General features: G+C 63.2%; 26 protein-coding genes. 16 read left to right on the top strand and 10 right to left on the bottom strand.

Annotation, left to right across the window (positions count from 1 at the left end):
- Positions 1-95 precede the first annotated feature (95 nt).
- The 7 genes from AC5STI_RS05620 to lpxB all read left to right on the top strand — a co-directional run bounded on the left by AC5STI_RS05620 (position 96) and on the right by lpxB (position 6656).
- Entirely contained in the window at positions 96-221 is a 126-nt protein-coding gene (locus AC5STI_RS05620) for a hypothetical protein (RefSeq protein ID WP_495445976.1), read from the top strand.
- Positions 222-348: 127 nt separating this feature from the next.
- Positions 349-2751, top strand: coding sequence for an outer membrane protein assembly factor BamA (gene bamA, locus AC5STI_RS05615; RefSeq protein WP_495445975.1), 2403 nt, complete (start codon positions 349-351; stop codon positions 2749-2751).
- A 49-nt stretch (positions 2752-2800) separates the two neighbouring features.
- Complete coding sequence (locus AC5STI_RS05610) at positions 2801-3370, top strand: OmpH/Skp family outer membrane protein (RefSeq protein ID WP_475053149.1); 570 nt, start codon at positions 2801-2803, stop codon at positions 3368-3370.
- A gap of 74 nt (positions 3371-3444) precedes the next feature.
- Positions 3445-3912: a 3-hydroxyacyl-ACP dehydratase FabZ gene (gene fabZ, locus AC5STI_RS05605; protein ID WP_475052372.1), complete on the top strand. Its 468-nt coding sequence runs from the start codon at positions 3445-3447 to the stop codon at positions 3910-3912.
- 2 nt (positions 3913-3914) lie between these two features.
- Positions 3915-4700 carry an acyl-ACP--UDP-N-acetylglucosamine O-acyltransferase gene (gene lpxA, locus AC5STI_RS05600; protein ID WP_490397897.1) on the top strand — a complete coding sequence of 262 codons (786 nt, stop codon included), beginning with the start codon at positions 3915-3917 and terminating at the stop codon, positions 4698-4700.
- A 4-nt stretch (positions 4701-4704) separates the two neighbouring features.
- Positions 4705-5493 (top strand): LpxI family protein, encoded by a 789-nt coding sequence (locus tag AC5STI_RS05595; RefSeq protein ID WP_495445974.1) that lies wholly within the window; start codon positions 4705-4707, stop codon positions 5491-5493.
- The gene (lpxB, locus tag AC5STI_RS05590) at positions 5490-6656 is read left to right on the top strand and encodes a lipid-A-disaccharide synthase (protein WP_495445973.1); all 1167 of its coding nucleotides are present in this window, start codon (positions 5490-5492) and stop codon (positions 6654-6656) included. Before AC5STI_RS05595 ends, lpxB begins: the two co-directional genes overlap by 4 nt.
- Positions 6657-6920: 264 nt before the next feature.
- On the opposite strand, the gene mnmA is transcribed toward lpxB, so the two are convergent.
- Positions 6921-8066, bottom strand: coding sequence for a tRNA 2-thiouridine(34) synthase MnmA (mnmA, locus tag AC5STI_RS05585; protein ID WP_495445972.1), 1146 nt, complete (start codon positions 8064-8066; stop codon positions 6921-6923).
- A gap of 149 nt (positions 8067-8215) precedes the next feature.
- Here mnmA and sciP point away from each other — a divergent pair, with 149 nt between their 5' ends.
- The 5 genes from sciP to AC5STI_RS05560 all read left to right on the top strand — a co-directional run bounded on the left by sciP (position 8216) and on the right by AC5STI_RS05560 (position 14120).
- Positions 8216-8503, top strand: coding sequence for a CtrA inhibitor SciP (gene sciP / locus AC5STI_RS05580; protein ID WP_008557698.1), 288 nt, complete (start codon positions 8216-8218; stop codon positions 8501-8503).
- 117 nt (positions 8504-8620) lie between these two features.
- Positions 8621-9340 carry a response regulator transcription factor CtrA gene (ctrA, locus tag AC5STI_RS05575; RefSeq protein ID WP_495445971.1) on the top strand — a complete coding sequence of 240 codons (720 nt, stop codon included), beginning with the start codon at positions 8621-8623 and terminating at the stop codon, positions 9338-9340.
- A gap of 202 nt (positions 9341-9542) precedes the next feature.
- Positions 9543-11762 carry an NAD-dependent DNA ligase LigA gene (gene ligA, locus AC5STI_RS05570; RefSeq protein ID WP_495447734.1) on the top strand — a complete coding sequence of 740 codons (2220 nt, stop codon included), beginning with the start codon at positions 9543-9545 and terminating at the stop codon, positions 11760-11762.
- Positions 11759-13849 (top strand): ATP-dependent DNA helicase RecG, encoded by a 2091-nt coding sequence (gene recG / locus AC5STI_RS05565; RefSeq protein WP_495445970.1) that lies wholly within the window; start codon positions 11759-11761, stop codon positions 13847-13849. Before ligA ends, recG begins: the two co-directional genes overlap by 4 nt.
- Positions 13850-13997: 148 nt before the next feature.
- Positions 13998-14120: a hypothetical protein gene (locus AC5STI_RS05560; RefSeq protein ID WP_024090279.1), complete on the top strand. Its 123-nt coding sequence runs from the start codon at positions 13998-14000 to the stop codon at positions 14118-14120.
- A gap of 291 nt (positions 14121-14411) precedes the next feature.
- On the opposite strand, the gene AC5STI_RS05555 is transcribed toward AC5STI_RS05560, so the two are convergent.
- Positions 14412-14864 carry an iron-sulfur cluster assembly scaffold protein gene (locus AC5STI_RS05555; protein WP_495445969.1) on the bottom strand — a complete coding sequence of 151 codons (453 nt, stop codon included), beginning with the start codon at positions 14862-14864 and terminating at the stop codon, positions 14412-14414.
- A 77-nt stretch (positions 14865-14941) separates the two neighbouring features.
- Between AC5STI_RS05555 and hisI the strand changes: the two genes are divergently transcribed.
- Positions 14942-15313, top strand: a complete 372-nt coding sequence (gene hisI / locus AC5STI_RS05550) for a phosphoribosyl-AMP cyclohydrolase (RefSeq protein ID WP_495445968.1) — start codon at positions 14942-14944, stop codon at positions 15311-15313.
- 53 nt (positions 15314-15366) lie between these two features.
- Here hisI and gluQRS read toward each other — a convergent pair whose 3' ends face one another.
- From gluQRS to AC5STI_RS05530, 4 genes are all read right to left on the bottom strand, one after another.
- Positions 15367-16227, bottom strand: coding sequence for a tRNA glutamyl-Q(34) synthetase GluQRS (gluQRS, locus tag AC5STI_RS05545; protein WP_495445967.1), 861 nt, complete (start codon positions 16225-16227; stop codon positions 15367-15369).
- The gene (locus AC5STI_RS05540; RefSeq protein ID WP_495445966.1) at positions 16224-16838 is read right to left on the bottom strand and encodes a class I SAM-dependent DNA methyltransferase; all 615 of its coding nucleotides are present in this window, start codon (positions 16836-16838) and stop codon (positions 16224-16226) included. The genes gluQRS and AC5STI_RS05540 overlap by 4 nt, the downstream gene beginning before the upstream one ends.
- A gap of 33 nt (positions 16839-16871) precedes the next feature.
- Positions 16872-18227, bottom strand: a complete 1356-nt coding sequence (gene trmFO, locus AC5STI_RS05535) for a methylenetetrahydrofolate--tRNA-(uracil(54)-C(5))-methyltransferase (FADH(2)-oxidizing) TrmFO (RefSeq protein WP_495445965.1) — start codon at positions 18225-18227, stop codon at positions 16872-16874.
- 351 nt (positions 18228-18578) lie between these two features.
- On the bottom strand, positions 18579-19364 hold the full coding sequence (locus tag AC5STI_RS05530; RefSeq protein WP_495445964.1) for an enoyl-CoA hydratase: 786 nt from the start codon (positions 19362-19364) through the stop codon (positions 18579-18581).
- Positions 19365-19422: 58 nt separating this feature from the next.
- Here AC5STI_RS05530 and AC5STI_RS05525 point away from each other — a divergent pair, with 58 nt between their 5' ends.
- Positions 19423-19845 carry a PaaI family thioesterase gene (locus AC5STI_RS05525; RefSeq protein ID WP_495445963.1) on the top strand — a complete coding sequence of 141 codons (423 nt, stop codon included), beginning with the start codon at positions 19423-19425 and terminating at the stop codon, positions 19843-19845.
- Here the strand turns inward: AC5STI_RS05525 and asd are convergent.
- The 4 genes from asd to AC5STI_RS05505 form a co-directional block, all read right to left on the bottom strand.
- Positions 19842-20732, bottom strand: coding sequence for an archaetidylserine decarboxylase (gene asd / locus AC5STI_RS05520; protein WP_495447733.1), 891 nt, complete (start codon positions 20730-20732; stop codon positions 19842-19844). The two genes, AC5STI_RS05525 and asd, sit on opposite strands and share 4 nt — an antisense overlap.
- A 320-nt stretch (positions 20733-21052) precedes the next feature.
- Positions 21053-21916 (bottom strand): polyamine aminopropyltransferase, encoded by an 864-nt coding sequence (gene speE, locus AC5STI_RS05515; protein ID WP_495445962.1) that lies wholly within the window; start codon positions 21914-21916, stop codon positions 21053-21055.
- Entirely contained in the window at positions 21913-22419 is a 507-nt protein-coding gene (gene speD, locus AC5STI_RS05510; protein WP_259937596.1) for an adenosylmethionine decarboxylase, read from the bottom strand. The genes speE and speD overlap by 4 nt, the downstream gene beginning before the upstream one ends.
- A 258-nt stretch (positions 22420-22677) precedes the next feature.
- Positions 22678-22911, bottom strand: coding sequence for a DUF1127 domain-containing protein (locus AC5STI_RS05505; protein WP_008557434.1), 234 nt, complete (start codon positions 22909-22911; stop codon positions 22678-22680).
- A gap of 96 nt (positions 22912-23007) precedes the next feature.
- Here AC5STI_RS05505 and AC5STI_RS05500 point away from each other — a divergent pair, with 96 nt between their 5' ends.
- Both AC5STI_RS05500 and rplM read left to right on the top strand, forming a co-directional pair.
- The gene (locus AC5STI_RS05500; RefSeq protein ID WP_495445961.1) at positions 23008-24411 is read left to right on the top strand and encodes an aminotransferase-like domain-containing protein; all 1404 of its coding nucleotides are present in this window, start codon (positions 23008-23010) and stop codon (positions 24409-24411) included.
- 166 nt (positions 24412-24577) lie between these two features.
- A complete protein-coding gene (gene rplM / locus AC5STI_RS05495) occupies positions 24578-25036 on the top strand; it encodes a 50S ribosomal protein L13 (RefSeq protein ID WP_495445960.1) in 459 nt (152 codons plus the stop codon).
- The last annotated feature ends 2 nt before the right edge of the window (positions 25037-25038 follow it).

Here is a 25038-nt window from a genome sequence, read left to right as displayed (position 1 = left end):
CTGCTGCCACATTCCCCCGTTAACGTTTCATCAACCCGCGGCGGCTGCCAAAGCGCTGCACCGCGGGCAGGTGGACTTGGACAGGGGGATGACCGATGCAGACACTCTCGCACTCTTATCGCGGCCTCGGCCTGCTGATGCGGCTGAACTGGGACCGGGCGCTGACCGGATTTGCCATTCTCGGCGCCCTGACCGCAGGTGCCTGGCTCTCTACTTTGTGATTCCCGCAACCGGCGCGCAAGCCCGTCGCGCCGGATGCTGCCAGAATGCGCTTTGATGGTTTTGACAACCGCTTTCAAACCCGGTACGCACTTGCCAAAGCTGCTATAATAATCGGGTTCAGAAAAAATGGTTTGGGGGAAAGTTACAGGCAAGTCCTGTAGTGAGCGCAAGTCGGGCATCAATATATTGTACCGTAAAGTTTCTGCCATTTCTTTGGCAGTTGCGCTGGGTTACGCGTTGTCGCCGCTGCCGGCGGAGGCGCAAAGCTACCGCTTCACCTCGGTTCAGGTTGAGGGCAACCAGCGGATTCAAACGTCCACTGTTGTCGCCTATACCGGCATCGAACGCGGCCAGACGGTCAGCGCGGGCGAGCTGAACGATGCCTACCAGCGCATTCTTGACAGTGGCGTATTTGAAACAGTCGAAATCGTGCCGCAGGGCAGCACGCTGGTGATCAAGGTCACCGAGTTCCCGACCATCAACCAGATCAGTTTCGAGGGCAACCGCCGCCTCAAGGACGACGCGCTGAGCGACATCATCGAGTCCGCACCGCGCCGGGTCTTCAGCCCCACGCAGGCTGAGCGCGACGCTGGGCTGATTGCAGAAGCCTACAGCGTTCAGGGCCGTCTGGCCTCCCGCGTGACCCCGCGTATCATCCGCCGCACCAACAATCGCGTCGATTTGGTCTTCGAGATTTCCGAAGGCGACACCATCGAAGTTGAGCGCGTGTCATTCACCGGCAACCGGGTCTATTCCGACCGCCGCCTGCGGCGGGTTCTGGAAACCAAGCAGGCCGGTCTGCTGCGCACTTTCATCCGCTCGGACACCCTGATTGAAGACCGTCTGGAGTTCGACAAGCAGGTGCTGAGGGACTTCTACCTGTCGCGCGGCTATGTTGATTTCCGGGTCAACAGCGCCAATGCCGAAGTCACCCAAGAACGTGATGCCGTTTTCCTGGTTGTGGATGTCACCGAGGGCCAGCAGTTCCGGTTCGGCAACATTTCGGTGACCAGTGAAATGCCGGAAGCTGACGCCGACCTGTTCAGTTCCACACTGAAGATCCGCCCCGGAGTGGTCTATTCCCCGACGCTGGTCGAGAACGCGATTGACCGGATGGAGGGGCTGGCCGTCCGCAACGAAATCGACTTTCTGCGGGTCGAGCCGCGTGTCACCCGCAACGACCGGGACCTGACACTGGATATCGAGTTCGTGCTGACGCGCGGTCCGAGGGTGTTCGTCGAGCGGATCGACATCGAGGGCAACACCACCACTCTGGACCGGGTGATCCGCCAGCAGTTCCGCTCTGTCGAAGGCGACCCGTTCAACCCGCGTTCGATCCGCAACAGCGCGGAACGGATCCGGGCCTTGGGCTTCTTCGCCAACGCTGATGTGGAAACCCGCGAGGGCAGCTCTTCGGATCAGGTCATTGTCGACGTGGACGTCGAGGAGCAGCCGACCGGTTCATTGAACCTCGGCGGTGCATACTCGGTCACCGACGGTTTCGGTGTCAGTGTTGGTCTGAGCGAAAACAACTTCCTGGGCCGCGGCCAGCGGCTGTCGTTCAATATCGCCACGGCGACGGAGTCGGATTCCTATGTCCTTGGCTTCACCGAACCGTTCCTGCTGGGACGGGAGCTGAAGTTCGATCTGGACCTTGGTCTGAATGAAACGGACTCCAGCTTCTCGGAGTATAAAACAAAACGCGTCTTCTTCCGTCCGGCGCTGACATTCAACACAGGCGAGGACTCGTCGCTGCAGGTCCGCTACACCTGGGACGCGGATGAGATGCAGTTTGATGATGATGACACCAACCAGAATCTGGCGGGTCCGGTCATCCAAAGCGAAATCAGGCAGGGTGAGCTTACATCCAGCGCCCTCGGTGTCACTTACAGGTACGACAGCCGTCTGACCGGGCTCGACCCCAACGCAGGTTTTCTGGTCGAAATCGGAGCTGATTATGCCGGGCTGGGCGGTGATTCCGAATACATCAAGGCAACCACCAAACTTGTTGCGCAGCGGAAAATTCTGAATGAAGAGGTTACCCTGCGCGCGACCCTGGAAGCAGGGGCGTTCCAATGGGAAGGCGGCGGTAACAGCCGCACGATCGACCGCTTCGTTCTGACCCCCTCTGTCATCCGGGGCTTTGAACCCGGCGGTATCGGGCCGCGGGATCAGAATAACGGAAATCCGAATGGCGGATTTTATAATGATTTCCTCGGCGGTAACTATTATGCGGTTGCGCGCTTTGATGCGGAGTTCCCGCTCGGCCTGCCGGAAGAACTGGGGCTGCGCGGCGCATTGTTCTATGATGTCGGCGGCCTCTGGGGGCTGCAGAACGTCAACACCGCAGGTTTTAACTCCGGCAACGGCATCGTGGGGCGTGACAGGTCCTTCCGTCACGTAGTCGGCTTCTCGCTCTTGTGGACCACGGGCTTTGGCCCGCTGCGGTTCAACTTCTCCAAAGCTCTCAAGAAAGAGGACTTCGACGAGGAGCAACCCTTTGACCTGACCCTGCAGGCGAGGTTCTGATCTGGTGCGGCAGCAGGCTCCCGGCTGTTGGGCGGCGCGCGGTCTTGCCGTGGCGCTGGCCTGTTTCGGGCCTGCTTCCGTTCTGGCGCAGGACACGGTGCAGCCGGCGCCGGGTTCGGGGCGCGGCTACCAGCTGGGGCTGCCGCAAAGCGGCATCCTCACCATCCAGCCTGAGCGGCTGTTCTCCGAAAGCGCCTTTGGCAAGCGGGTTGAGCGGGAAATGGAGGCGGAGGGCGCGGTGCTGACCGCGGAAAACCGCCGCATCGAGGCCGAACTGCGCAGCGAAGAGCTGGAACTGACGGAGCGCCGCAGCGGGATGGAGCCGGAAGCGTTCCGCGCTCTGGCCGATGCTTTCGACCAGAAAGTGCAGGACACCCGCCGCCGTCAGGAGCAAAAGCTGCGCGAAATCAACCAGATGGGTGAAGAGGCCCGGCGCGAATTCATCAACGCCTCGCTGCCGGTGCTGCAGCAGATCCTGCGGGAAACCGGCGCGGGCGCGATCCTTGATCATTCCTCGGTGTTTCTGAGCGCGGATGCCGCCGACATCACCAGCCTGGCCATCGCCCGGGTTGACGCGGTGCTGGGGGACGGCGCCGCGCAAGAGGATGGCGATCGCTGAGCCGGCGAACTTGCCCAAACGCCGCCTGCTTGCTAGGGACGGCGCAGCACATTTGAAGAAATGGGAAACCAACCATGACCACCGAGCTGCAAAGCGCTGATATTCACCTGATCCAGCGGATCCTGCCGCACCGCTACCCGTTCCTGCTGGTCGACAAGGTGGTCGATATCGACAGCTACAAATCGGCGCGCGGCATCAAGAATGTCACCATGAACGAGCCGCACTTCCAGGGCCATTTCCCGGGCACCCCGATCATGCCGGGCGTGACCATCGTCGAGGCGATGGCGCAAACCGCAGGCGTGATGCTGGGGGTCGGCATGGATATGGTCGACACCAATCTGCTGATCTACTTCATGAACATCGACAAGTGCAAATTCCGCCGCAAGGTGGTGCCGGGCGATGTGCTGGAAATGCATGTGGAGACCCTGCGCGGCAAACCCGGCGGCAAGATCTTCAAATTCACCGGCCGTGCCACCGTCGATGGCGAAGTGGCGGCAGAGGCCGAATTCTCGGCCATGGTTGACGTGCAGAAGGACGGATGAACATGAGCCGGATTCACTCCAGTGCCGTGATCGAAAAGGGCGCCAAACTTGGAAAGGACTGCGAAATCGGCCCGTTCTGCGTGGTTGGCCCCGACGTGGTTCTGGGGGACCGGGTTGTTCTGAAGTCTCACGTTGTCGTCACCGGCGACACCGAAATCGGGGACGAGACGGTCGTCTTTCCCTTTGCCGTTCTGGGCGAGATCCCGCAGGACCTCAAGTTCAAGGGCGAGAAGTGCCGGACCGTGATCGGCAAGCGCAACCGCATCCGCGAGCATGTGACGGTGAATGCCGGCACCGAGGGCGGCGGCGGGCTGACCAAAATCGGCGACGACGGCCTGTTCATGGCAGGCTGCCACATTGCCCATGATGCCCAGGTCGGCGACCGGGTGATCGTGGTGAACTCCGCCGCGGTGGCGGGCCACTGCGTGCTGGAGGATGACGTCATCATCGGCGGCCTGTCCGGCATCCACCAGTGGGTGCGGATCGGCAAAGGCGCGATTATCGGTGCGGTCACCATGGTGACCAACGACGTGATCCCCTATGGCTTGGTGCAGGCGCAGCGCGGCGAGCTGGACGGCCTCAACCTGGTCGGCCTCAAACGCCGCGGAGTGGCGCGCAGCGACATCACCGCCTTGCGCGCGGCCTTCCAGATGCTGGCGCAGGGCGAAGGCACCTTCCAGGAGCGCGCCAAGCGGCTGGGGGGGGAGACCGACAGCGAATACGTGCAGGAGATCGTTGCCTTCATCACCGGTGAAAGCGACCGCTCCTTCCTGACACCGGGGGGCTGATGCCATGCTGGCTTTGATTGCAGGCACCGGCGGCTTGCCCGCCGAAGTGGCCGCCCGGGCTGTGGGCCGTCCGCTGATCTGTGCCATGTCGGGGTCGGAACCGGATGCGGTGGATCCCGAAATCACGTTCCGGTTCGAACAGCTTGGCTCCTTTCTCGAAAGGCTGAAGGCCGCGGAGGTCACCGAAATCTGCATGGCAGGTGCGGTGCAGCGTCCGAATATCGACCCTTCGGCGATTGATGCGGCCACACTGCCGCTGGTGCCGGTACTGCAGGGGGCGCTTGCCGCCGGCGATGACGGCGCGCTGCGGGCGATCATCGGGATTTTCGAGCAGGCCGGTTTCGATGTGCGCGCCGCGCATGAGGTTGCCCCGGATCTGCTGATGGCCGCAGGCGTGCCGACCAAGGTGCAGCCGGGCGAACTGGACAGGGCGGATGCGGAGCGCGGCGCAGAGATCGTCGCTGCCATGTCCGCTGCCGACATCGGCCAGTCCTGTGCCGTGCGCAAGCGGCAAGCGATTGCGGTGGAAAATATCTTTGGCACCGACTGGATGCTGTCCGCGCTGGCGGAGCGCCCGGACGGGCAGGGCGGGCTGCTGTTCAAGGCCCCCAAGCCCGCGCAGGACCGCCGCGCTGACCTGCCGACGATCGGGGTGGAAACAGTTGAGGCTGCTGCGAAGGCCGGACTCTCCGGTATCGTTCTTGAGGCGGGCGGCGTCATCGTGCTGGACCAGGACGCGGTGATTGCGGCCTGTGACCGGCTGGGCCTGTTTCTGTGGCTGCGTGAGGCATGAGCCTTCGGGTGTTCATCCTGGCCGGTGAGCCTTCGGGCGACCGGCTGGGCGGGGCGCTGATGGCAGGGCTGAAACAGCTGGCACCTGGCGTCAGCTTCGATGGCATCGGCGGCGCGCTGATGGCGGAGCAGGGGCTGGTTTCGCGGTTTCCGATGGATGAGCTGTCGGTGATGGGGCTGGCGGAAGTGCTGCCCAAGTACCGCCATCTGAAACGCCGCATCCGGGAAACTGCTGACGCGGTGCTGGAGACCCGCCCGGATGTTCTGATCACCATCGACAGCCCGGATTTCAGCTTGCGCGTGGCGCGACTGGTGAAAGAGAAGAGCAACATCCGCACAGTGCATTATGTTGCGCCCTCGGTCTGGGCTTGGCGGCCCAAACGGGCCGTGAAGATGGCGGAAGTGATTGACCACGTGCTGGCGCTCTTGCCGTTTGAGCCGCCTTGCATGGAGGCCGCGGGAATGGACTGCGACTTCGTCGGCCACCCGGTGGTTGCCGAACCGCAGGCCACGGATGCGGAGATCTCTGCATTCCGGGAAGAATTCGATCTGGGCGATTCACCGTTTGTGCTGGCTCTGCCCGGCTCGCGGCGCTCCGAAGTTGCGCGGCTGGCACCGGATTTCGGCGGCGCGCTGCAGCGCTTCACCGCGGCGCACCCGGAGTACCGGATTGTCGTGCCCGCCGCCGCGCCGGTGGCCGGGCTGGTGCAGGAGGCGCTGCGAAGCTGGCCCGCAGGCACGGTGCTGGTCGATCCGAACCGGTTTGAGACTGCCACCACCAAGGCACACAAACGCGCGGCGTTTGCCGCGGCGGATCTTGCGCTGGCCGCCTCCGGCACCGTCTCGCTGGAACTGGCCGCCGCCGGCACCCCGATGGTCATCGCTTACAAGTTCCAGTGGCTGACCTGGCAGATCATGAAGCGCATGGCGCTGATCGACACGGTGACGCTGATCAATCTCGTGAGCGAGACCCGTGTGGTGCCGGAATGCCTGGGGCCCGACTGCACGCCTGAGAATATTGCCAGGCAGCTGGCGGCGCTGGCCGCGGACCCTGGGGCGCAATTGGAGGCCATGCAGCTGACCATGCAACGGCTGGGCGAGGGCGGCGAAGCGCCCGGGCTGCGGGCCGCCCGCGCGGTGCTGGACCGTTTGCCCGGGAGTTGAGACGCAAGCGCGCCGGAGGCTGGAGCCTCCGGCGCGCGGCTTCTGGCGGCGCGTGCGCTTGCGCACCCGCGCGGAGCTTGCCGTCGCGGAGGCGCTGAACGCTGGGCGATGTGAAAATTTGAAACGCTGGATCTTTTTTGCTGAGAAGCGCCTGAGGGCAGGACTGCCCTCAGGCGCATGTACAATTTTGGTTTGGCATGCTCTGTAAAGGACAAGCCGCGCTGTCGCGCGGAGGCTGCGCCTTCCTTGACAGAGCGCCGTGCCTCAGTAGCCGCGCCAGATCCAGCCCCCGCCGAAGATGCGGGAGCCTTCGCTGGCATAGAACACGCAGGCCTGGCCGGGGGAGACGCCTTCCTCAGGGGTCAGCAGCTCCACCTCGGCGGTGGTGTCGCTGAGCGGCCGGATGATCGCCTCGCGCGGGGGGCGGGTGGAGCGGACCTTGACCTTCAGATGCCATTCGTCCCGGCTGGTGAAGGGTTCGTCGCCCAGCCAGTTGATCTCGCGCACCGGAATGGTGCGGGTGGCCAGCAAGTCCTTGGGGCCGACCACCACCTGCTTCTTGTCGACGTCCAGCTTCACCACGTAAAGCGGCTCGGACAGACCGCCGATACCAAGACCGCGGCGCTGGCCGATGGTGTAGTGAATCACCCCCTCGTGGCTGCCCAGCACCCGGCCGTCCGCATGCACGATCTCACCCGGCTCTGCAGCACCCGGGCGCAGCTTCTCGATCACCGAGGCATAGTTGCCATCCGGCACAAAGCAGATGTCCTGGCTGTCGGGTTTGTCCGCCACCGCCAGCCCGTACTGGGCCGCCATTTCGCGCGTCGCATCCTTGGAGGGCAGGTGGCCCAGCGGGAAGCGCAGGAAGTCTAGCTGCTCCGGCGTGGTGGAGAACAGGAAATAGCTTTGATCGCGGTTGGCATCCTCGGCGCTGTGCAGCTCCGGCCCGTGTGCGCCCATCTTGCGCTGGATGTAGTGGCCGGTGGCCATACAGTCGGCCTCCAGATCCTTGGCGGTCTCCAGCAGGTCCTTGAACTTCACCCGCTCGTTGCAGCGGATGCAGGGCACCGGAGTCGCGCCCGCCAAATAGCTGTCAGCGAACTCGTCAATCACCGCATCCTTAAAAATGTTCTCATAATCCAGGACGTAATGCGGGAAGCCGCGCTCCTCCGCCACACGGCGCGCATCGTGGATATCTATCCCTGCGCAGCAGGCGCCTTTCTTGGCCAGCGCCGCGCCGTGGTCATAGAGCTGCAGCGTCACGCCGACCACGTCATACCCCTGATCGGCCAAGTATGCTGCAACAACAGAGCTGTCGACGCCGCCGGACATGGCAACCACCACCCGGGTTTCCGAGGGCGGCTTGGCAAAGCCGAGCGAGTTCAAGGTGGTGTTGTGGTCCAGCGCCATGGGGCAGCTCCTGAAGGCAAGGGGGCAGGCGCCGCAGAATATAGGAAAATCCTAACGACTCTCAAGGGGGGTGGTTCACGCGCCGTTAAGCCTGTTCGGAAATTCTTTTTCCAGGACCCCAACGAAAAAGATCTTCAAAGGGAAGACGGATGTTTTTGAAGAAAGTCGACGGCCCGCGGGCGGTCACCCTGCCGGACGGAACCATCATGACCCGGGCGGATCTGCCGCCGGAAACGACCAAGCGCTGGGTTGCCTCGCGCAAGGCTGCGGTTGTGCGCGGCGTGCTCTACGGCCTGCTGCCGCAGACCGAGGCCATGCGCCGCTACGGACTCAGCGAGGAGGAGTTCCGCAGCTGGGTTGCCGCCGTGGCCGACCACGGTGAAGAAGCGCTGAAAACCACACGGTTGAAGAAATTCCGCAATCCGGACGCAAAATAGACGGGGCCGCCCTTGAGTTGAATTCGTAAATTAACCATCATGGTAACGGGCCATTAACTTTTTTCCACCAAGGTTAACGAGACCTGAGGGAAACAGTGTACAGGCGGAGAATAAAATATGCGCATTCTTTTGGTTGAGGATGATCCGACCACAGCAAAAAGCATCGAGCTGATGCTGACCCACGCCAACCTGAACGTCTATTCGACGGATCTGGGCGAGGAGGGGATCGATCTGGCCAAACTCTATGATTATGACCTGATCCTGCTGGATCTGGGGCTGCCGGACATGAACGGCCATGAGGTGCTGCGCCAGCTGCGCATGTCCCGCATTGAAACCCCTATCCTGATCTTGTCCGGTGCGGATGATACCGAGAACAAAATCAAGGGGTTCGGCTTTGGTGCGGACGACTACCTGACCAAGCCGTTCCACCGCGAGGAGCTGGTGGCGCGGATCCATGCGATCATCCGCCGTTCCAAGGGCCATTCGCAGTCGATCATCAAGACCGGCAAGATCTCGGTCAACCTGGATGCCAAGACGGTTGAGGCCGATGGCAAGGCGGTGCATCTGACCGGCAAGGAATACCAGATGCTGGAGCTGCTGTCCCTTCGCAAGGGCACCACGCTGACCAAGGAAATGTTCCTGAACCACCTTTACGGCGGTATGGATGAACCGGAACTGAAGATCATCGACGTTTTCATCTGCAAGTTGCGCAAGAAACTCAGCAACGCGACGGGCGGCGAAAACTATATCGAAACCGTCTGGGGCCGCGGCTACGTTCTGCGTGATCCGCAGGAGGATCATATGTCCGGCGGCCAGCGGATGGCAGTCGGCGCTTGAAAGAATGAAATTCCGGACGGCACGTGAACCTGTGCCCCCGGTTGTAAAGGCCTGCCGCTTGGCGGGCTTTTTTCATGTCTGCCTGCGGCGCAGCCTGCTCTGACAGAGGCGCTGGACGCGGCGCGCGCGGCGTCATATCACCAAGGGTGAGAACGAAGAGGGACCGCGCGTGGCAGAGAATTCGGAAAAAGACGTGGCCGGCCTGACGGCAGAGGACGCCCGGGCAGAGTTTCTGGCGCTGGAAGAGCAGCTGCGGGCGGCGGATCTGGCCTATCACCAGGCTGATGCGCCGGAGATCAGCGACGCCGAATATGATTCGCTGAAACGGCGCTACCAGGCACTGGCAGAGGCCTTTCCTGAACTTGCCGACGAGGCCTCCCAGTTGGCGGCGGTTGGCGCACCGGCGGCGTCGGGGTTCGGCAAGATCACCCATGCGGTGCGGATGCTGTCGCTGGGCAATGCCTTCGAGGATGACGACGTCGCGGACTTTGACCGCAGTATCCGCAAATACCTGGGCCTGAACGGCGGGGCCGCGCTAGGCTACACGGCCGAGCCCAAGATTGACGGGCTGTCGCTGTCGCTGCGCTATGAGCAGGGCAAACTGGTGCAGGCCGCCACCCGCGGCGATGGCAGTGTGGGCGAGAACGTGACCGCCAATGCGCTGACCATCACCGATATTCCGCAGCGGCTGGCTGGTGCGCCGGAAGTGCTGGAGGTGCGCGGCGAAGTCTATATGAGCCACGCGGATTTCGAAGCACTGAACGCCCGCCATGCGGAGCGCGGCGGCAAGATCTTTGCCAACCCGCGCAACGCCGCCGCAGGCTCGTTGCGGCAGCTGGACGCGGAGATCACCCGCGCCCGGCCTTTGCGGTTCTTCGCCTACAGCTGGGGAGAGCTGAGCGCACCCTTGGCAGAAACGCAGATGGAGGCGATTGCGCGGCTGCAGTCGCTTGGGTTCCAGACCAATCCGCTGACCCGGCTGTGCACCAGCGTTGCGGAGATGATTGATCATTACCGCAGCATCGAGGAACAGCGCGCGACGCTGGGCTATGACATCGACGGCGTGGTCTACAAGGTCAACGATCTGGCGCTGCAGGGGCGGCTGGGGTTCCGCTCCACCACGCCCCGCTGGGCAATTGCGCATAAATTCCCGGCCGAGCTCGCCTGGACCCGGCTGGAGGCCATCGACATCCAGGTTGGCCGCACAGGGGCGCTCAGCCCGGTGGCGCGGCTCACCCCGGTGACTGTCGGCGGGGTGGTGGTGTCAAACGCGACGCTGCACAACGAGGACTACATCCAGGGCCGCGACTCCAAGGGCGAGGAGATCCGCGGCGGCAAGGACATCCGCATCGGCGACTGGGTGCAGATCTACCGCGCGGGCGACGTGATTCCAAAAGTGGCGGATGTGGATCTGTCCAAGCGGCCCGAGGGGGCCGAGCCGTATCCGTTTCCGCACACCTGCCCGGAATGCGGCAGCCCGGCGGAACGGGAAGAAGGCGATGCTGTGCGCCGCTGTTCCGGGGGGCTGATCTGCCCCGCGCAAGCGGTGGAAAAGCTGAAGCACTTCGTCTCCCGCGCGGCCTTTGATATCGAAGGTTTGGGCGCCAAGCAGGTTGAGCAGTTCCACAGCGATGGCTGGATCAAGGAACCCGCGGATATCTTTGATCTGCAAGAAAATTACGGCTCTGGCCTGCAGCAGCTGAAGAACCGCGAGGGCTGGGGGGAGAAATCCGCCGACAACCTCTTTGCCGCAATCGAGGAAAAACGAACGATCCCGCTGGCCAAGCTGATCTTTGCCCTCGGCATCCGCCATGCAGGTGAGGTAGCCGGCCGCGATCTGGCGCTGCACTACCGGGACTGGCAGGGTATGGCGGCTGCGCTCGACGTGGCCCGCCCGGCTGCGCTGGCGCACCGGGCCGCCGATGAAGCCGAGGAGTCCGAACGCCAGGCCGCCGCGGAGGAGGGCCGCCGCGCCCGGATCTCGGAAACCCGGGCCGCTGCCATTGCTGCCTGCGAAGTCCCGGCCGAGGCTTCAGCTGCCTGGGCCGACCTGATCGGCGTCGACGGGATCGGCGCGGTGCTGGGCCTGTCCCTATCCGATGCCTTTGCCAACCCGGAGGAACGCGCGGCCATCGACCGGCTGGTGGCGAAACTGACCATCGTGCCGCCCGATGCCCCCGCCGCGGACAGCCCGGTGGCGGGCAAGACCGTCGTCTTCACCGGCACGCTGGAGAAGATGACCCGCGCCGAGGCCAAGGCACGGGCAGAGGCACTGGGGGCCAAGGTCTCCGGCTCCGTTTCCAAGAAGACCGATATTCTGGTGGCCGGTCCCGGGGCGGGTTCCAAGGCCAAGAAGGCGGCGGAGCTGGGTATCCAAACCTTGGACGAAGACGGCTGGCTGGAGCTGATTGCAGGGGCATGAGCGGGCGTCCGGAGATCTTGTTTCCGCTGTTTGCGGGCGCCGAGACCTTGCAGGGTGTCGGCCCGAAAACCGCGCAGAACCTTCTCCAGATTGATATAGAAACGCCGCGCGACTTGTTGTTTTCCCTGCCTTATTCTGTGGTCGACCGCCGCCGGCGCGAGACTATTCGCGGTGTGGACTTGCCCGCAACGGTGACGGTTGAAGTGACCGTTGGCCGCCACCGGCCCGCGCGCAACAAGGGCGGCGCCTATCGTATCCACGTGGAGGACGCGGAGACCGAGTTCCAGCTGGTCTTTTTCCATGGCCGCAGCCGCTATCTGGAGGCGCAGCTGCCGGAGGGATCGCGCCGGGTGGTTTCGGGCAAGCTGGAGCTGTTTGACGGCATCGCCCAGATGGTGCACCCCGACCATATGCTGCCGGTGGAAGAGGCGCATGAGATACCGGAGTATGAGCCGGTCTACAGCCTGACCCATGGGGTCACGCAGAAAACCATGTACAAGGCGGCGCAAAGCGCGCTGTCGCGGATGCCTGAGCTGGATGAGTGGATCGACCCGGCGCAGATGCTGAAGGAGAACTGGCCTGCCTGGCACGAGGCGCTGCAATCCTCGCACGTGCCGCAAGGCCTGGATGACCTGAGCCCGCAGGCGCCGGCCCGGGCGCGTCTGGCCTATGATGAGCTGTTTTCGCATCAGCTGACCCTGGCGCTGGCGCGGCAAACTGAGCGGAAGGCCCGGGGCATCGAAAGCCACGCAACCGGCCGCCTGCAGTCGCGTGTTTTGAAGACGCTGCCGTATAAGCCCACCAACGCCCAGGCCCGGGCGATCGAGGAAATCTCCGCCGACATGGCCTCGCCCAAGCGCATGAACCGGCTGCTGCAAGGCGATGTGGGCGCAGGGAAAACCCTGGTTGCTTTCATGGCCTTGCTGGTCGCAGTTGAAGCGGGCGGGCAGGGGGTAATGATGGCCCCGACCGGCATTCTTGCACAGCAGCACATGGAGGGGCTCGCACCGCTTGCGGAAGATGCGGGGGTGGTGATCGAGATCCTGACAGGCCGCGACAAGGGGGCTGAGCGAAAGGCCAAGCTGGCTGCGCTCAAGCGCGGTGATATTCATGTTCTGGTCGGCACCCATGCGGTGTTCCAGCAGGATGTTGAATTCCGAGACCTGCGCCTCGCGATTGTCGATGAACAGCACCGCTTCGGGGTGCGGCAGCGGATGGAGCTGGCAGAAAAGGGCAAGGGCGCCGATGTGCTGGTGATGACTGCAACACCGATCCCGCGCTCGCTGGCGCTGGCGCAATACGGCGACATGGATGTCTCGGTGCTGGATGAGAAACCGCCGGGGCGCAAACCGGTCAAGACTGCGGTCATCAGCACCGAACGGATGCAGGAGGTGGTCGACCACCTGCGCAAGGCCATCGCGGAGGGGCGGCAGTGCTATTGGGTCTGTCCGCTGGTCGATGAGTCGGAGCTGAGCGACCTGACCGCGGCGGAGGAGCGTTTCAAGCATCTTCGCGCTGTCTTGGGTGAGGGGATCGCGGGTCTGGTCCACGGCCAGATGCCGCCCGCGGAAAAGGATGCCGCGATGGCGGCGTTCCAGGAGGGCAAGACCAAGGTTCTGGTGGCCACCACGGTGATTGAGGTCGGGGTAAACGTGCCCAATGCTTCTATCATGGTGATTGAACGGGCGGAGATCTTTGGCCTGGCGCAGCTGCACCAGCTGCGCGGCCGGGTTGGGCGCGGCAGCGCCGAGTCGACCTGCCTGCTGATGTACCAGCCGCCGCTGACCGAAGGCGGGCGAAAGCGGCTGGAGGTATTGCGCGAGACCGAGGACGGCTTCCGGATCTCGGAAACCGACCTGCAGATGCGCGGCGCGGGCGACATGATCGGCACCGCGCAATCCGGGCTGCCGCGGTTCCGGATTGCCGACTTGGAGCGCCAGGCCGGGCTGATGGCGGTGGCGCAAAGCGATGCGCGGTCGCTGCTGGCGGCGGACCCCAAGCTCGAGAGCGCCCGCGGCAAGGCAGCGCGGGTGCTGTTGTGGCTGATGAAGCAGGATCAGGCAATCCGTTTGATTTCAGTGGGTTAATCCGCGTTCCGGCGCGTGTTCCCGGTTGATGTTCCAATCTGTTCGCAAATGTTCTCAAAAAGTTCTTTACAGGTGCCAGTAAAAATGAGAACAAAGGGGCAACAAATTTGCCAAAGAGCGAAAAGACAGACTGGAGGAGGCCCGAGCCATGATTGCACAGATCAAAACCACGATTCAGAATGCCCATTCCACCCTGCTGCAGGACGCCATCGGCGCGGCCTCGCTGATGGTGATGCTGGTGGCGGCGCTGCACTTGCCGGGCCTGCTCTGACCCGCTGTTTCCATTCCTGAATGCCTCTGCTGTGCCGGGCCGGCCCTTTCCTGTCCCGGACTGCTCAAGGGATCAACCGCCTGTCCCGATCCCCCAATGGATTGCCTCAAGATCCAGCCTGGCCCGCCCGGGTCCCGCACCGCAGAGCATGACTGCCGCCGCCATCCTGCCCGGATGCGCGGCGGTTTTTTGTTGGAAGGGCGAAGGCAACAAAAATCTTTCCCTTGCAAAGCTGCAAGGGTGGTTGCGGGTTCTGTTGTCTATGACAATCAGTGACGCAAGGTGCCGCCGTCAGGCGCATTGCTCCTTGGCGGCGGTCTGCATCGCTTCCAGGGTGGCCTCCAGCGCCAGCATGATGGAGGCATGGCGGTTCTTGAACTCGCGCGCGGGCTGCAGCACTTCCAGCCCGTCGAAGGGGGCATCGGGCACCGGGCCGTCCTGGGTCAGCATGGCCTTCAGCTGGTCGCGGGCGGTTTCGACCTCAGCCAGCGAGCGGCCGATCACATTGGCGCCGACAACAGCCGCGGCGGCCTGTCCCAGCGCGCAAGCTTTTACGTCCTGGCCGAAATCCGTGATCCGTCCGTCGTCTACAGTGACGTCTACGGTGACGGTGGAGCCGCACAGCGGCGAGCGTTTCTTGACCGTGGCGTCCGGGGCTTCGAGACGCTCAAGATGCGGAATATCCGCCGCCAGCGCCAGAATGCGCGAAGAATACAGCTTGATCAGATCGGATTCGCCAGACATCGCTTTCCCGGGCTTTCCCTGCTTGGTGGTTCCCCATACATAGGGAGCCGAACAGCAGATGCAAAAGGTTTTTATCCATGTCCATTGCCGCGTCCTTTGATCCCGCCAGCCTGTCCTACAATGACGCCGGCCTGATCCCCTGCATCGCGCAGGATGAGGCGTCAGGCGAGGTGCTGATGATGGCCTGGATGAATGCAGACGCGGTGGCGCGCACGCTGGAAACCCGCCGGGTCACCTACTGGTCGCGCTCGCGCCAGGCGTTCTGGATCAAAGGGGAGACTTCGGGCCATGTGCAGGAACTGGTGGATCTGCGGGTCGATTGCGACCGCGACTGCCTGCTTGCGCTGGTGAGCCAGACCGGGGCGGCTTGCCACACCAACCGGCGGACCTGTTTCTATACCGCGCTGCGGGAGGGGGGCGAGGTCGAGCTGATGAAGCCGATGGAGTGAGCCGCAACCAAAGGAGACGGCCCTGATGGGCCGTGCCTGCGGCGGGGGTATCTTCAGCAAGAGGAAGGCGGCAGGCCAACCATGCCGCGGATGTCCCGCGGGGTGGCGCCCTCGGCGCGGTACTTGGAGATAGCGCGGGCGTCGTCGCGTTTGGCGAGCCGTTTGCCATGATCGTCGCGGATCAGGCGGTGGTGGTGATAAACAGGCGTGGGCAGCCCCAGCAGCGATTGCAGCAGCACATGGATCTGGGTTGCTTCGAACAGGTCGGCGCCGCGCACCGCATGGGTGATGCCCTGATCCGCGTCATCTATCACCACCGACAGGTGGTAGGAGCTGCCCATGCTGCGGCGCACCAGGATGATATCGCCAACGCTTGAGACCAGTTGTTCTGGGTCGAGCTGGTGCGTTCCGGCAAATTCTGGTCCGGTCTCGGTGAAGCTGCGCAGCTCTGCGGCTTGGACGGCCTTTTCCATGTTCAAACGGATCACGTCGCGCTCCGTGGCCTCGCCAGGCAGGCGGGGGCGGCAGGTGCCGGGATAGATGCGCCCGTCGGGGCCGAATTGCGGCACGCCTTCCTGCGGTGCTCCGGCCGCGGCCTCGATATCGGCGCGGTTGCAGCAGCAGGGGTAGGTGAGCCCCAGTGCGGTCAGCCGGTCCAGAGCGGCGCGGTAGCGGGGCAGCCGCTCTGATTGGCGCATCACTGGCTGCGGCCAGGTGAGGCCCAGCCAGTGCAGGTCGTCATAGATCTGCGCCTCCCAGGCGGGCCGGGCGCGGGATTGGTCGATATCCTCAATGCGCAGCAGGAAGCGGCCGCCTTCAGCCGCGGCCATATCATGCGCCAGCAACGCGGAATAGGCGTGGCCCAAGTGCAGCGGTCCGGTCGGCGACGGCGCAAATCTGGTGGTGAATGTCACGCCTTCTCAATCACATAAACGGTGGACTTCAGGTTTATTCCGGGGAGGTGATCCCCATGTTCCCGGAATAGCAGGCGTGCCGCCGAACAGTCCAGCCATTCGTTGAGCTTGCCGGTATAGGCGGGGTCCTCCAGCGCGTGGTCGTTGTAGGAGAAAGCAAACAGCCCGCCGCGCGGCAAGGCGCGCATGATCATGTCGAACACCACGGGCGGAGCCGCGCCGGTACCCAGCACACCGCAGCCGGTGATCAGGCGGTAGGCGCCTTCCGGGATCGGCTTCTTGTTGGAAACATCAATCTGCGTCAGCTTCCGGTAAACGCCTTTGCTGCGGGCCTGGGCGAGCATTTCCTCGGAAGGCTCCATTCCGTCGACGGTTTGAAAGCCTTGCAGCCGCAGAGCCATGCCCGACAGGCCGGTGCCGCAGCCGAAATCCAGAACAGGCTCGCTCAGGTCTTTCTGGAATTTCGCCAATGCCTGGGCAATCCGCCCCGGTGTCGCATACCCGTTTTCGGCAATCTCTGCGTCATAGGAAGCGGCCCACTGGTCGTAGTGCTTGAGGGTCGCTTCCGGTGTTTCAAGGTCATAGGCCTTGTTCAGAAACTTTTCGCTCATGCCGCAAGTTTAGGCCCCGCGGTCGTATTCCGTCTAGGAAAAGTTGCTGAGCCACTCCTGCCAGACAGTCTTGGCGCGGTCGGTATAGGCCTTGTAGCGGTCCTTGCGGCCGCGGCGGCCGCCTTTCAGGCCGCCCACCGGGCGGAACAAGCCAAAGTTCACGTTCATCGGCTGGAAGGTCTTGGCCTCGGCGCCGCCGGTGATGTGGTGGATCAGCGCGCCCATAGCGCTGTCCTGCGGTACTTCGGGCAAGTCCCGGCCGAGGATTTCTGCCGCCGCCAGACGACCTGCCAGCAGGCCCATGGCGGCGCTTTCGACATAGCCCTCAACGCCGGTGATCTGGCCGGCAAACCGGATGTTGGGCTTGGACTTCAGCCGCATCTGTGCGTCCAGCAGGGTGGGCGAATTGATGAAGGTATTGCGGTGGATGCCGCCAAGACGGGCAAAGCTGGCGTTCTCCAGTCCCGGGATCATTTTGAACACTTCGGTCTGGGCGCCGTATTTCATCTTGGTCTGGAAACCGACGATGTTGAACAGCGTCCCCAGCGCGTTGTCGCGGCGCAGCTGCACCACGGCATGGGCTTTAACGTCCGGCTGATGCGGGTTGGTCAGTCCCACCGGCTTCATCGGCCCGTGGCGCAGGGTTTCGCGGCCGCGTTCGGCCATCACCTCTATCGGCAGGCAGCCGTCGAAGTAGCCAGCGGTCTCGCCCTCGTGGAATTCGGTCTTGTCCGCGGCCAGCAGCGCGTCGATGAAGGCTTCGTACTGGTCTTTGTCCATCGGGCAGTTGAGGTAGGCGGTGCGCTCTTCCTCGGTCTCGCCCTTGTCATAGCGCGACTGCATCCAAGCCTTCGACATGTCGATCGACTCGGCGTAGACGATCGGCGCGATGGCATCGAAGAAGGCCAGCGCCTCAGCGCCGGTTTCAGCCTGAATCGCCTTGCCCAGCTCCGGCGAGGTCAGCGGGCCGGTGGCAAAAATCCAGTGGCCGTCGGCGGGCAGTTCGGTGATCTCCTCGTAAGAGACCGACACATTCGGATGCGCCTTCAGCCTGGCGGTCACGGTCTCGGCAAAGGGCTCGCGGTCCACGGCCAGGGCGCCGCCGGCGGGCAGGCGGTGCTGATCGGCGGTGGTCATGATCAACCCGTTTGCCTGGCGCATTTCCCAGTGCAGCAGGCCGACCGCGTTCTGCTCATCATCGTCCGAACGGAAGGAGTTGGAACACACCATCTCGCCCAGGTTGCCGGTCTGGTGGGCAAAGGTTTCCACCTTGGGGCGCATTTCGTGGATCACCACCTGTACGCCCATGTTCGCCGCCTGCCAGGCCGCTTCCGAGCCGGCCATGCCGCCGCCCACGATATGCAGTGTTTTTGCCGAATGATCTGTCATGCCCGCCACATAGGGCAGGGTGAGGGCCTGTGCAACCGGCTTGGGCGCGTTGGGGGTGGGGCAAAGCTGCCGGAAACCGCGCACGGGCGACGTCCGGGTGTCAGTTCGTCAGGGGCAGGGTAATTTGGGGCCGCCGCCGCGGGAATGATCGACCGGTGAGAGAGAACCGGCTGGAGGGACCCTTCCGCAGCAGCAGCCCAAATTGTGCAGGCCAGTGACAGTGCGTCGGCCTTGCCCAATCTTTGCCATCTTTCCGCCCGAATTGAAAGGCAGTTGGCTGGCGTCTTAGGGAAACAATAGGTTTCGATTGGTAAACAAAGCCTAAAGCTCTCCGAAAATTTTCCGAAAAACTCATTCCTGCCAGTCAGGCGCGCGTTTTTCGATAAAGGCGGCCATGCCTTCGATGGTGTCGCGGTACATCAGGTTCTCGACGATCACCCCGCTGGTATAGGCATAGGCCTGGTCGAGCGGCATTTGCAGCTGCTCATAAAACGCCTGTTTGCCGATCTTCACCGCCGCGCCCAGTTTCGCAGCGATGGTTTCGGCCAGCTTGGCGGTTTCCGCCTCCAGCGCCTCCAGCGGCACCGCGCGGTTGGCCAGCCCCAGCTCCACGGCGCGGGCAGCGTCGATGAATTCACCCGTGGTCAGCAGCTCAAACGCCTGTTTGCGCGGGATATTGCGCGACAGGGCAACCATCGGCGTGGAGCAGAAGAGGCCGATGTTCACCCCGTTGACGCCAAACCTGGTGCCCTCCGCCGCCACCGCCAGATCGCAGGAAGCGACCAGCTGGCAGCCCGCCGCGGTGGCGATACCGTGGACCTGGGCGATCACCGGCTGGGGCAGGGACTGCAGCCCCGTCATCACGCTGGTGCAGCGGGCAAACAGATCCTGGAAATAGGCCTTGCCGCCATCTTCGCCTGCGCGCCCTGCGGTCATCTGCTTGATGTCATGGCCTGCGCAAAAACCTTTGCCCGCGCCGGACAGGATCACCACCTTGATGCTGCTGTCCTCGCGCAAGGCATCAATCTGTTCCTGCAGCGCCGCCAGCATCTCGTCCGACAGGGCGTTCAGCTTCTCCGGCGTGTTCATCGTCAGCCGGGCAATATTCCCTGTGTCGCAACGTTCCAGAATTGCCATCTTGCTCTCCTCCCAAAGCTTGCGGCAACTCTAGTCAGCGCGAAGGGAAAGGAAAAGCATGGCACTGGCATTTGATGTCGCAGGTCTGACGGACTACCTGCATGAGATCTTTCCGCAGGTGAAGGACGACTTTTCCATTGACGCGATGGATGAGCAGGGCCTGCGGATGCGCCTGCTGACGGCGGAGCGGCACCTGCGGCCCGGCGGCACCGTGTCGGGCCCGTCGATGTTTGCGCTAGCCGACTGCGCGATCTACGCGCTGATCCTGTCGCGGCTGGGGCGCGAGGCGCTGGCGGTGACCACCAATTGCTCTTTGGATTTCATGCGTAAACCCGTGGCAGGTGCCGATGTGATTGCCGACGCGCGGCTGCTGAAGCTGGGCCGGGTTCTGGCGGTGGCGGATGTGCTGATGTACTCCGAAGGCATGGAGGAGCCGGTCGCCCGCGCCTCCATGACCTATTCGATCCCGCCCAAGCGTTAAAGCGCGGTGGCCAGAGGCTGGCCGACTTTGACCAGCGTTTCCCGGCCTTTGGCGCTGTTGGCTGCCAGGTCATCCGCAAACCGGACTTTGCCCGGCTCGAATACCACCACCACGGTGGAGCCGCCGAACTTGAAATAGCCCTTCTCGTCCATCTTCCGCACCGTGCCTTCGGAGCGGGTGTTGACGATGGAGCCGACGCCAAAGGCGCCCACCTCGACAAAGCAATAGGTGCCCAGGGTTTCGGTCTCAATCAGCGTCCAGGTCCGTTTGTTCTCGCCGAACACGTCCGGCCCGGCCCCCAGCGCAATCGGGTTCACCGAGTGCAGCGCGCCGGGAATGTCCCGCGCGCCGGTGATCCGGCCGCCGGCGGGAAAGTGGTAGCGGTGATAGTCCGCCGGGCACAGCCGCACGATGGCCAGCGCGCCGCCGATGAAGCGGTCGGCAATGCCCGGCAGCATGGTGCGGACCGACATCGGATAGCCCTTGACCGGGACAAAGACATCCCCGGCCAGTTCAGGGAACACCAGCACCCGGCCGTCGGCGGGGGAGACGATGTCCTTCGGATCATCGCTGAAGGGCCGGGCTTCGGGCTTCAGGTGGCGCACGAAAAAGTCGTTGAAACAGCTGTAGCTGTCCGCAGCCGCTGTGGCCTCCGACATGTCGATCGACAGATCCTCGATCACCTTGGCGATCTTGCCCTTGGATATCCGCGAGTCGAACCAGGCGCCCATCAGCCGGCTGATCAGGGAGGAGCGGAACAGCAGTTTTTCCACCGGCCTGGCGCTGGCGTTCTGATAGGCCCAGCGGATCCATTTCTCGCCCAGCACAACCTCTTCAAAAGTCTCGCCGGTCTCGCGGTCAACAACAAGGATGGGGTCGCGCTGCATTTGGCCTGCCACGTCTGATTAAGCTCCCGCCGCGCCTAGCAAAGACTGGCAGTCAGGCCAAGGGGGATCGGCGCGCAACGTTAGGGCCGGGGCCGTCGCCTCGGCCGGATCAATAAATTAAGCGTTCGCCCGGGTGGGCGCGGAACGCGCCCGCCGTGGGGCGGGCGGACGCGTGCCTGCCGCTGGCGCGACAGGCGAATTGAATGGAACGGGCTTAGTTCAGGTTTCATTCATGCTTGCGTCGAGGATGCTGAACGCGATCACCCGACTCAGCCGCTGACATGAAAAGGGGGGCCGGAGCCCCCTGTCTCCCGTGTTCCTTACGGGAACAGCTTCTTCACGTAGTTCGGCAAGGCAAATGCGGCCTTGTGAACCTCCGGATTGTAGTACCCGGTGTCGATCCCGGCGGCGGCAAAGCGTGCCTCCAGATCGGCCAGGCTCACATTGCGGGCCTTGTCCGAGTGGCTGCCCCAACCGAACGCCATCGGCCCGCCGGCATAGGTCGGCACGGTGGCCAGATAGCACGACGCATCGGCAAACAGCGCCTGGAACGCCCGCAGGGTGCCGGTCAGCTCATCGCCCTGCATGAACGGCACACCGTTCTGGGTGACGATGATGCCGTCCTCGGTCAGCGACCGCGCGGCATGGCCATAGAAGGTGTCGGTGAACAGCACTTCGCCGGGGCCGATCGGGTCGGTCGAATCGACGATGATCACGTCGAACTTTTCGGTGTTCTCTTTCATGAAGAGCGCACCGTCGTTGATCACCAGGTTGAGGCGCGGATCGTCAAAGGCGCCGTCGCTCAGCATCGGCAGATACTCTTTCGAGAAATCCACGACGCCGCCGTCGATCTCCACCATAGTGACATGCTCGACCGAGGTGTGGCGCAGCGCCTCGCGGGCCATGCCGCCGTCGCCGCCGCCGATGATCAGTACGCGCTTTGCGTTGCCATGCGCCAGGATCGGCACATGGGTCAGCATCTCATGGTAGATGAAGTTGTCGCCTTCGGTGGTCTGCACCACGTCGTCCAGCGTCAGGATGCGGCCGAACTGGCCGTTCTGAAACACTTTCAGGCGCTGGTGCTCGGTGTTGCTGTCATAGAGCATCTCGTCCACGCGCAGACGCTGGGCGTAATGCGCGTGCAGGCTCTCGGTGACCCACTCCTTCTTGACGGCATCGCTCATGCCGCCACCTCTTTGGCGATCAGCTCCTCCCCGCGCAGCAGCTCGCGCACTTCCACCATATCGGTGTTGAACGCTTCTTTCAGCACGCCGACGGCTTTCCACGGCTCTGCGTCGCCGCACATGAACACGTCAAAGGCGCCATAACCGATTTCCGGCCAAGTGTGGACGGAGATGTGGCTTTCGGCCAGAACGGCCACGCCGGACACGCCCTGGGGTGAGAATTTGTGGGTGTGGATGTGCAGCAGGGTGGCGCCGCAGACCTCAACACATTTGCGGAAGGCGTTCTGGATGCGCTCTTCGCAGTCCAGGCCGGTGCCCTTCATCACTTCGATGATCAGATGCGTGCCGGCAAACACCTTGCCATCCTTGCGGATGAAATGGTCTTCGCGGTCGGAATCAACAACAGCATCAAGATTCGCGGCAGTTACACCGCGGGCGGTATCTTCCTCATGGGCGCCTGTCTCCAGACCGATCCCCAGTTGGAAGAGGTTGGCGTCTTTCATGGCGCTCCCCTTCGTTCCAGCAGATGACAATCCAGACGGCCCTTAGCGCCCCCCCGGATAAGGGTCCGGGGTTGGGATCGGTGCCGAAAGTGAGGGGGCATGTAGGACCCATGAAAGATTCGTTCAACCTTTAATTTCCGCATGGCTGGTAACGCATGGGCGGGCGGGTCCGCCTGGCGGCGGCAGGTGAAAGAAAACGGGCGCAAAAAAAAGGCCGGGGCGAACCCCGGCCGTCAGGTTGTTCTATTGCCCAGGGGATCATGGGCGCCAGAACGGAAGAGTCGCTTCATAATGGGCGTCTGCGCGGGACACGCCGATGTCCTTCAGCTGCGCGTCGCTCAGGTGTTTCAGCTGGCACCGGGTTCGGTGGCGCAGGCTCCACTTGGTGACCAGCACGGCAAACAGGACGGCCCACTGCGCCAGCACCGGCAGGGCCGGGCGGCTGTTCAGAAAGGACATATTCGATTGTGCCATTTGCGTGTGCTGTGCCATGGGAGGCTTCCTTCGTATTGTGTTGATACAATCCTGTTGATTTGTCGTGATGTTCTGATACAAAGGGGTAGGCGTATTGTCCAAGGATGGATTGTAATGGGTACAATTTGGCCGCAGAGCCTGGAAGAGGCCAAGGGTCCGAAGTACAAAAAGGTGGCAGACACGATTCGGTCCGCCATTGACGCCGGCAGTTTGAAAATCGGTACAAAGCTACCACCGGTGCGCGATCTCGCGTACCAGTTGAGCATCACGCCCGGCACCGTTGCCCGGGCTTACAGCATCCTGACAGATGAGGGCGTGCTGGAGGCCGAGGTCGGGCGCGGCACCTTTGTAGCCGAAAAAAAGAAACCGGTGCCGGATGACGTATGGTCGCGGCAGTTGCATTTGGCTGAAGCGCGCGATCCCGGCCATGTCAGCCTGTTCAGCCCGCGGATTGCCGATATGGGGCAGGTGGCCGCGGTGCGCGAGGCGTTGCACAAGGTGGCCGAAGGCGACGCGCGCAAATTCCTGAATTATCCGACCCGCGACGCCTATCTGCCGGTGCGCCAGGCCGCAGCCGCCTGGGTGGGGCAATCGCCGGTCGGAACCGTGACCGAAAATGACATTGTACTAACACACGGCGGCCAGAACGGTCTGATGGTGGTGCTGCAGGCGATCCTTCAGGGTCCGCAGCCGGTCATCATGGTCGAGGACCTGACCTATGCCGGGTTCCGCCGTGCAGCCGAGCTTCTGCGGGCGCAGGTGGTCGAAGTCGCCATGGACGAACATGGCATCCGCCCGGATTCGATGGAACTGGCCATCCGCAAAACCGGCGCCACGGTTCTGTGCACCAGCCCTGAGGTGCATAATCCCACCGGGCTTTACACGCCCTTGGAGCGGCGCAAGGACATCATCCGGATTGCCCGCCGCCACGGGGTGCAGATCGTCGAGGACGACTGCTACCGCCTGGGCGAGTCCCGCGCGCCCAGCTACCGGGCGCTGGCGCCGGAACTCGCTTGGCATGTGTCCTCGATCTCCAAGATCCTGACGCCTGCCTTGCGCGTCGGCTTTGCGCTGGCGCCGGAGGGGCGGGCGGCGGATCTGCGGCGGGTGGCGGAATACGGCTATTTCGGGCTGGCCCAGCCGCTGGCGGATCTGGTCCGCATCCTGCTGACCGATCCGAGGCTGCCGGGGCTGGTGGAGAATGTGCGCGCCGAGATGGCCCGCTATGTGCGGGTCGCGGTCAACGCGCTTGGCGGCTTTGACCTCACCTGGAACCCGGATGTGCCGTTCCTGTGGCTGCGTCTGCCCTCGGGCTGGCGGGCGGCGGCCTTTACCCGCGCGGCAGAGGCAAACGGAGTGCAGATCCGGTCCGCCGATGAATTTGCTCTGCGCGACGGCCGCGCCCCGCATGCGGTGCGCATTGCCATCAATGCCCATGTGCCGCTGAAGCAGTTCGAGGAGGCAATGCTGCGGCTGCGCGCCCTGCTGGACAACCCGCCGGAGCAGATCAGCGTCTGAAATCGTGGGGTAAAATAATACCTATTTTATAAGGTATTGTAATGTCTAGTTTTATTCTTGTTTGCCCCTGTTGACGCGGCAGTCTGATCCCCGTAAACCCCGTCCATCGCATTCAGGCGGACCCGTTCCGGGATTCTGCCTTCACGACAAACAGGATTGACCTGCCATGAAAACCTTCTCTGCTACTCCGGCAGATATCGAGAAGAAGTGGATCCTAATCGACGCCGAGGGCGTTGTTCTGGGCCGTCTTGCCTCGATCGTTGCCATGCGCCTGCGTGGCAAGCATAAAGCCTCGTTCACTCCGCATATGGACATGGGCGACAACGTCATCATCATCAACGCCGACAAGGTGCAGATGACCGGCAAAAAGCGTGACGAAAAATTCTACTGGCACACCGGCCATCCGGGCGGCATCAAGTCGCGCACCAAACAGGAAATCCTGGAAGGTGCACACCCGGAGCGCGTCGTGTTCCAGGCCGTCAAGCGCATGCTGCCGGGCAACCGCCTGGCGCGCCAGCAGATGACCAACCTGCGTGTCTATGCCGGTGCCGAGCACCCGCATGAAGCTCAGGCCCCCGAAGTTCTGGATGTCAAATCCATGAACAAGAAAAACACCCGGAGCTGATA

Source organism: Leisingera sp. CC-HEC096 (assembly GCF_059429235.1).
Note: the sequence above shows the minus strand (reverse complement) of the source record. Positions and strands in the feature narration are given on the sequence as shown.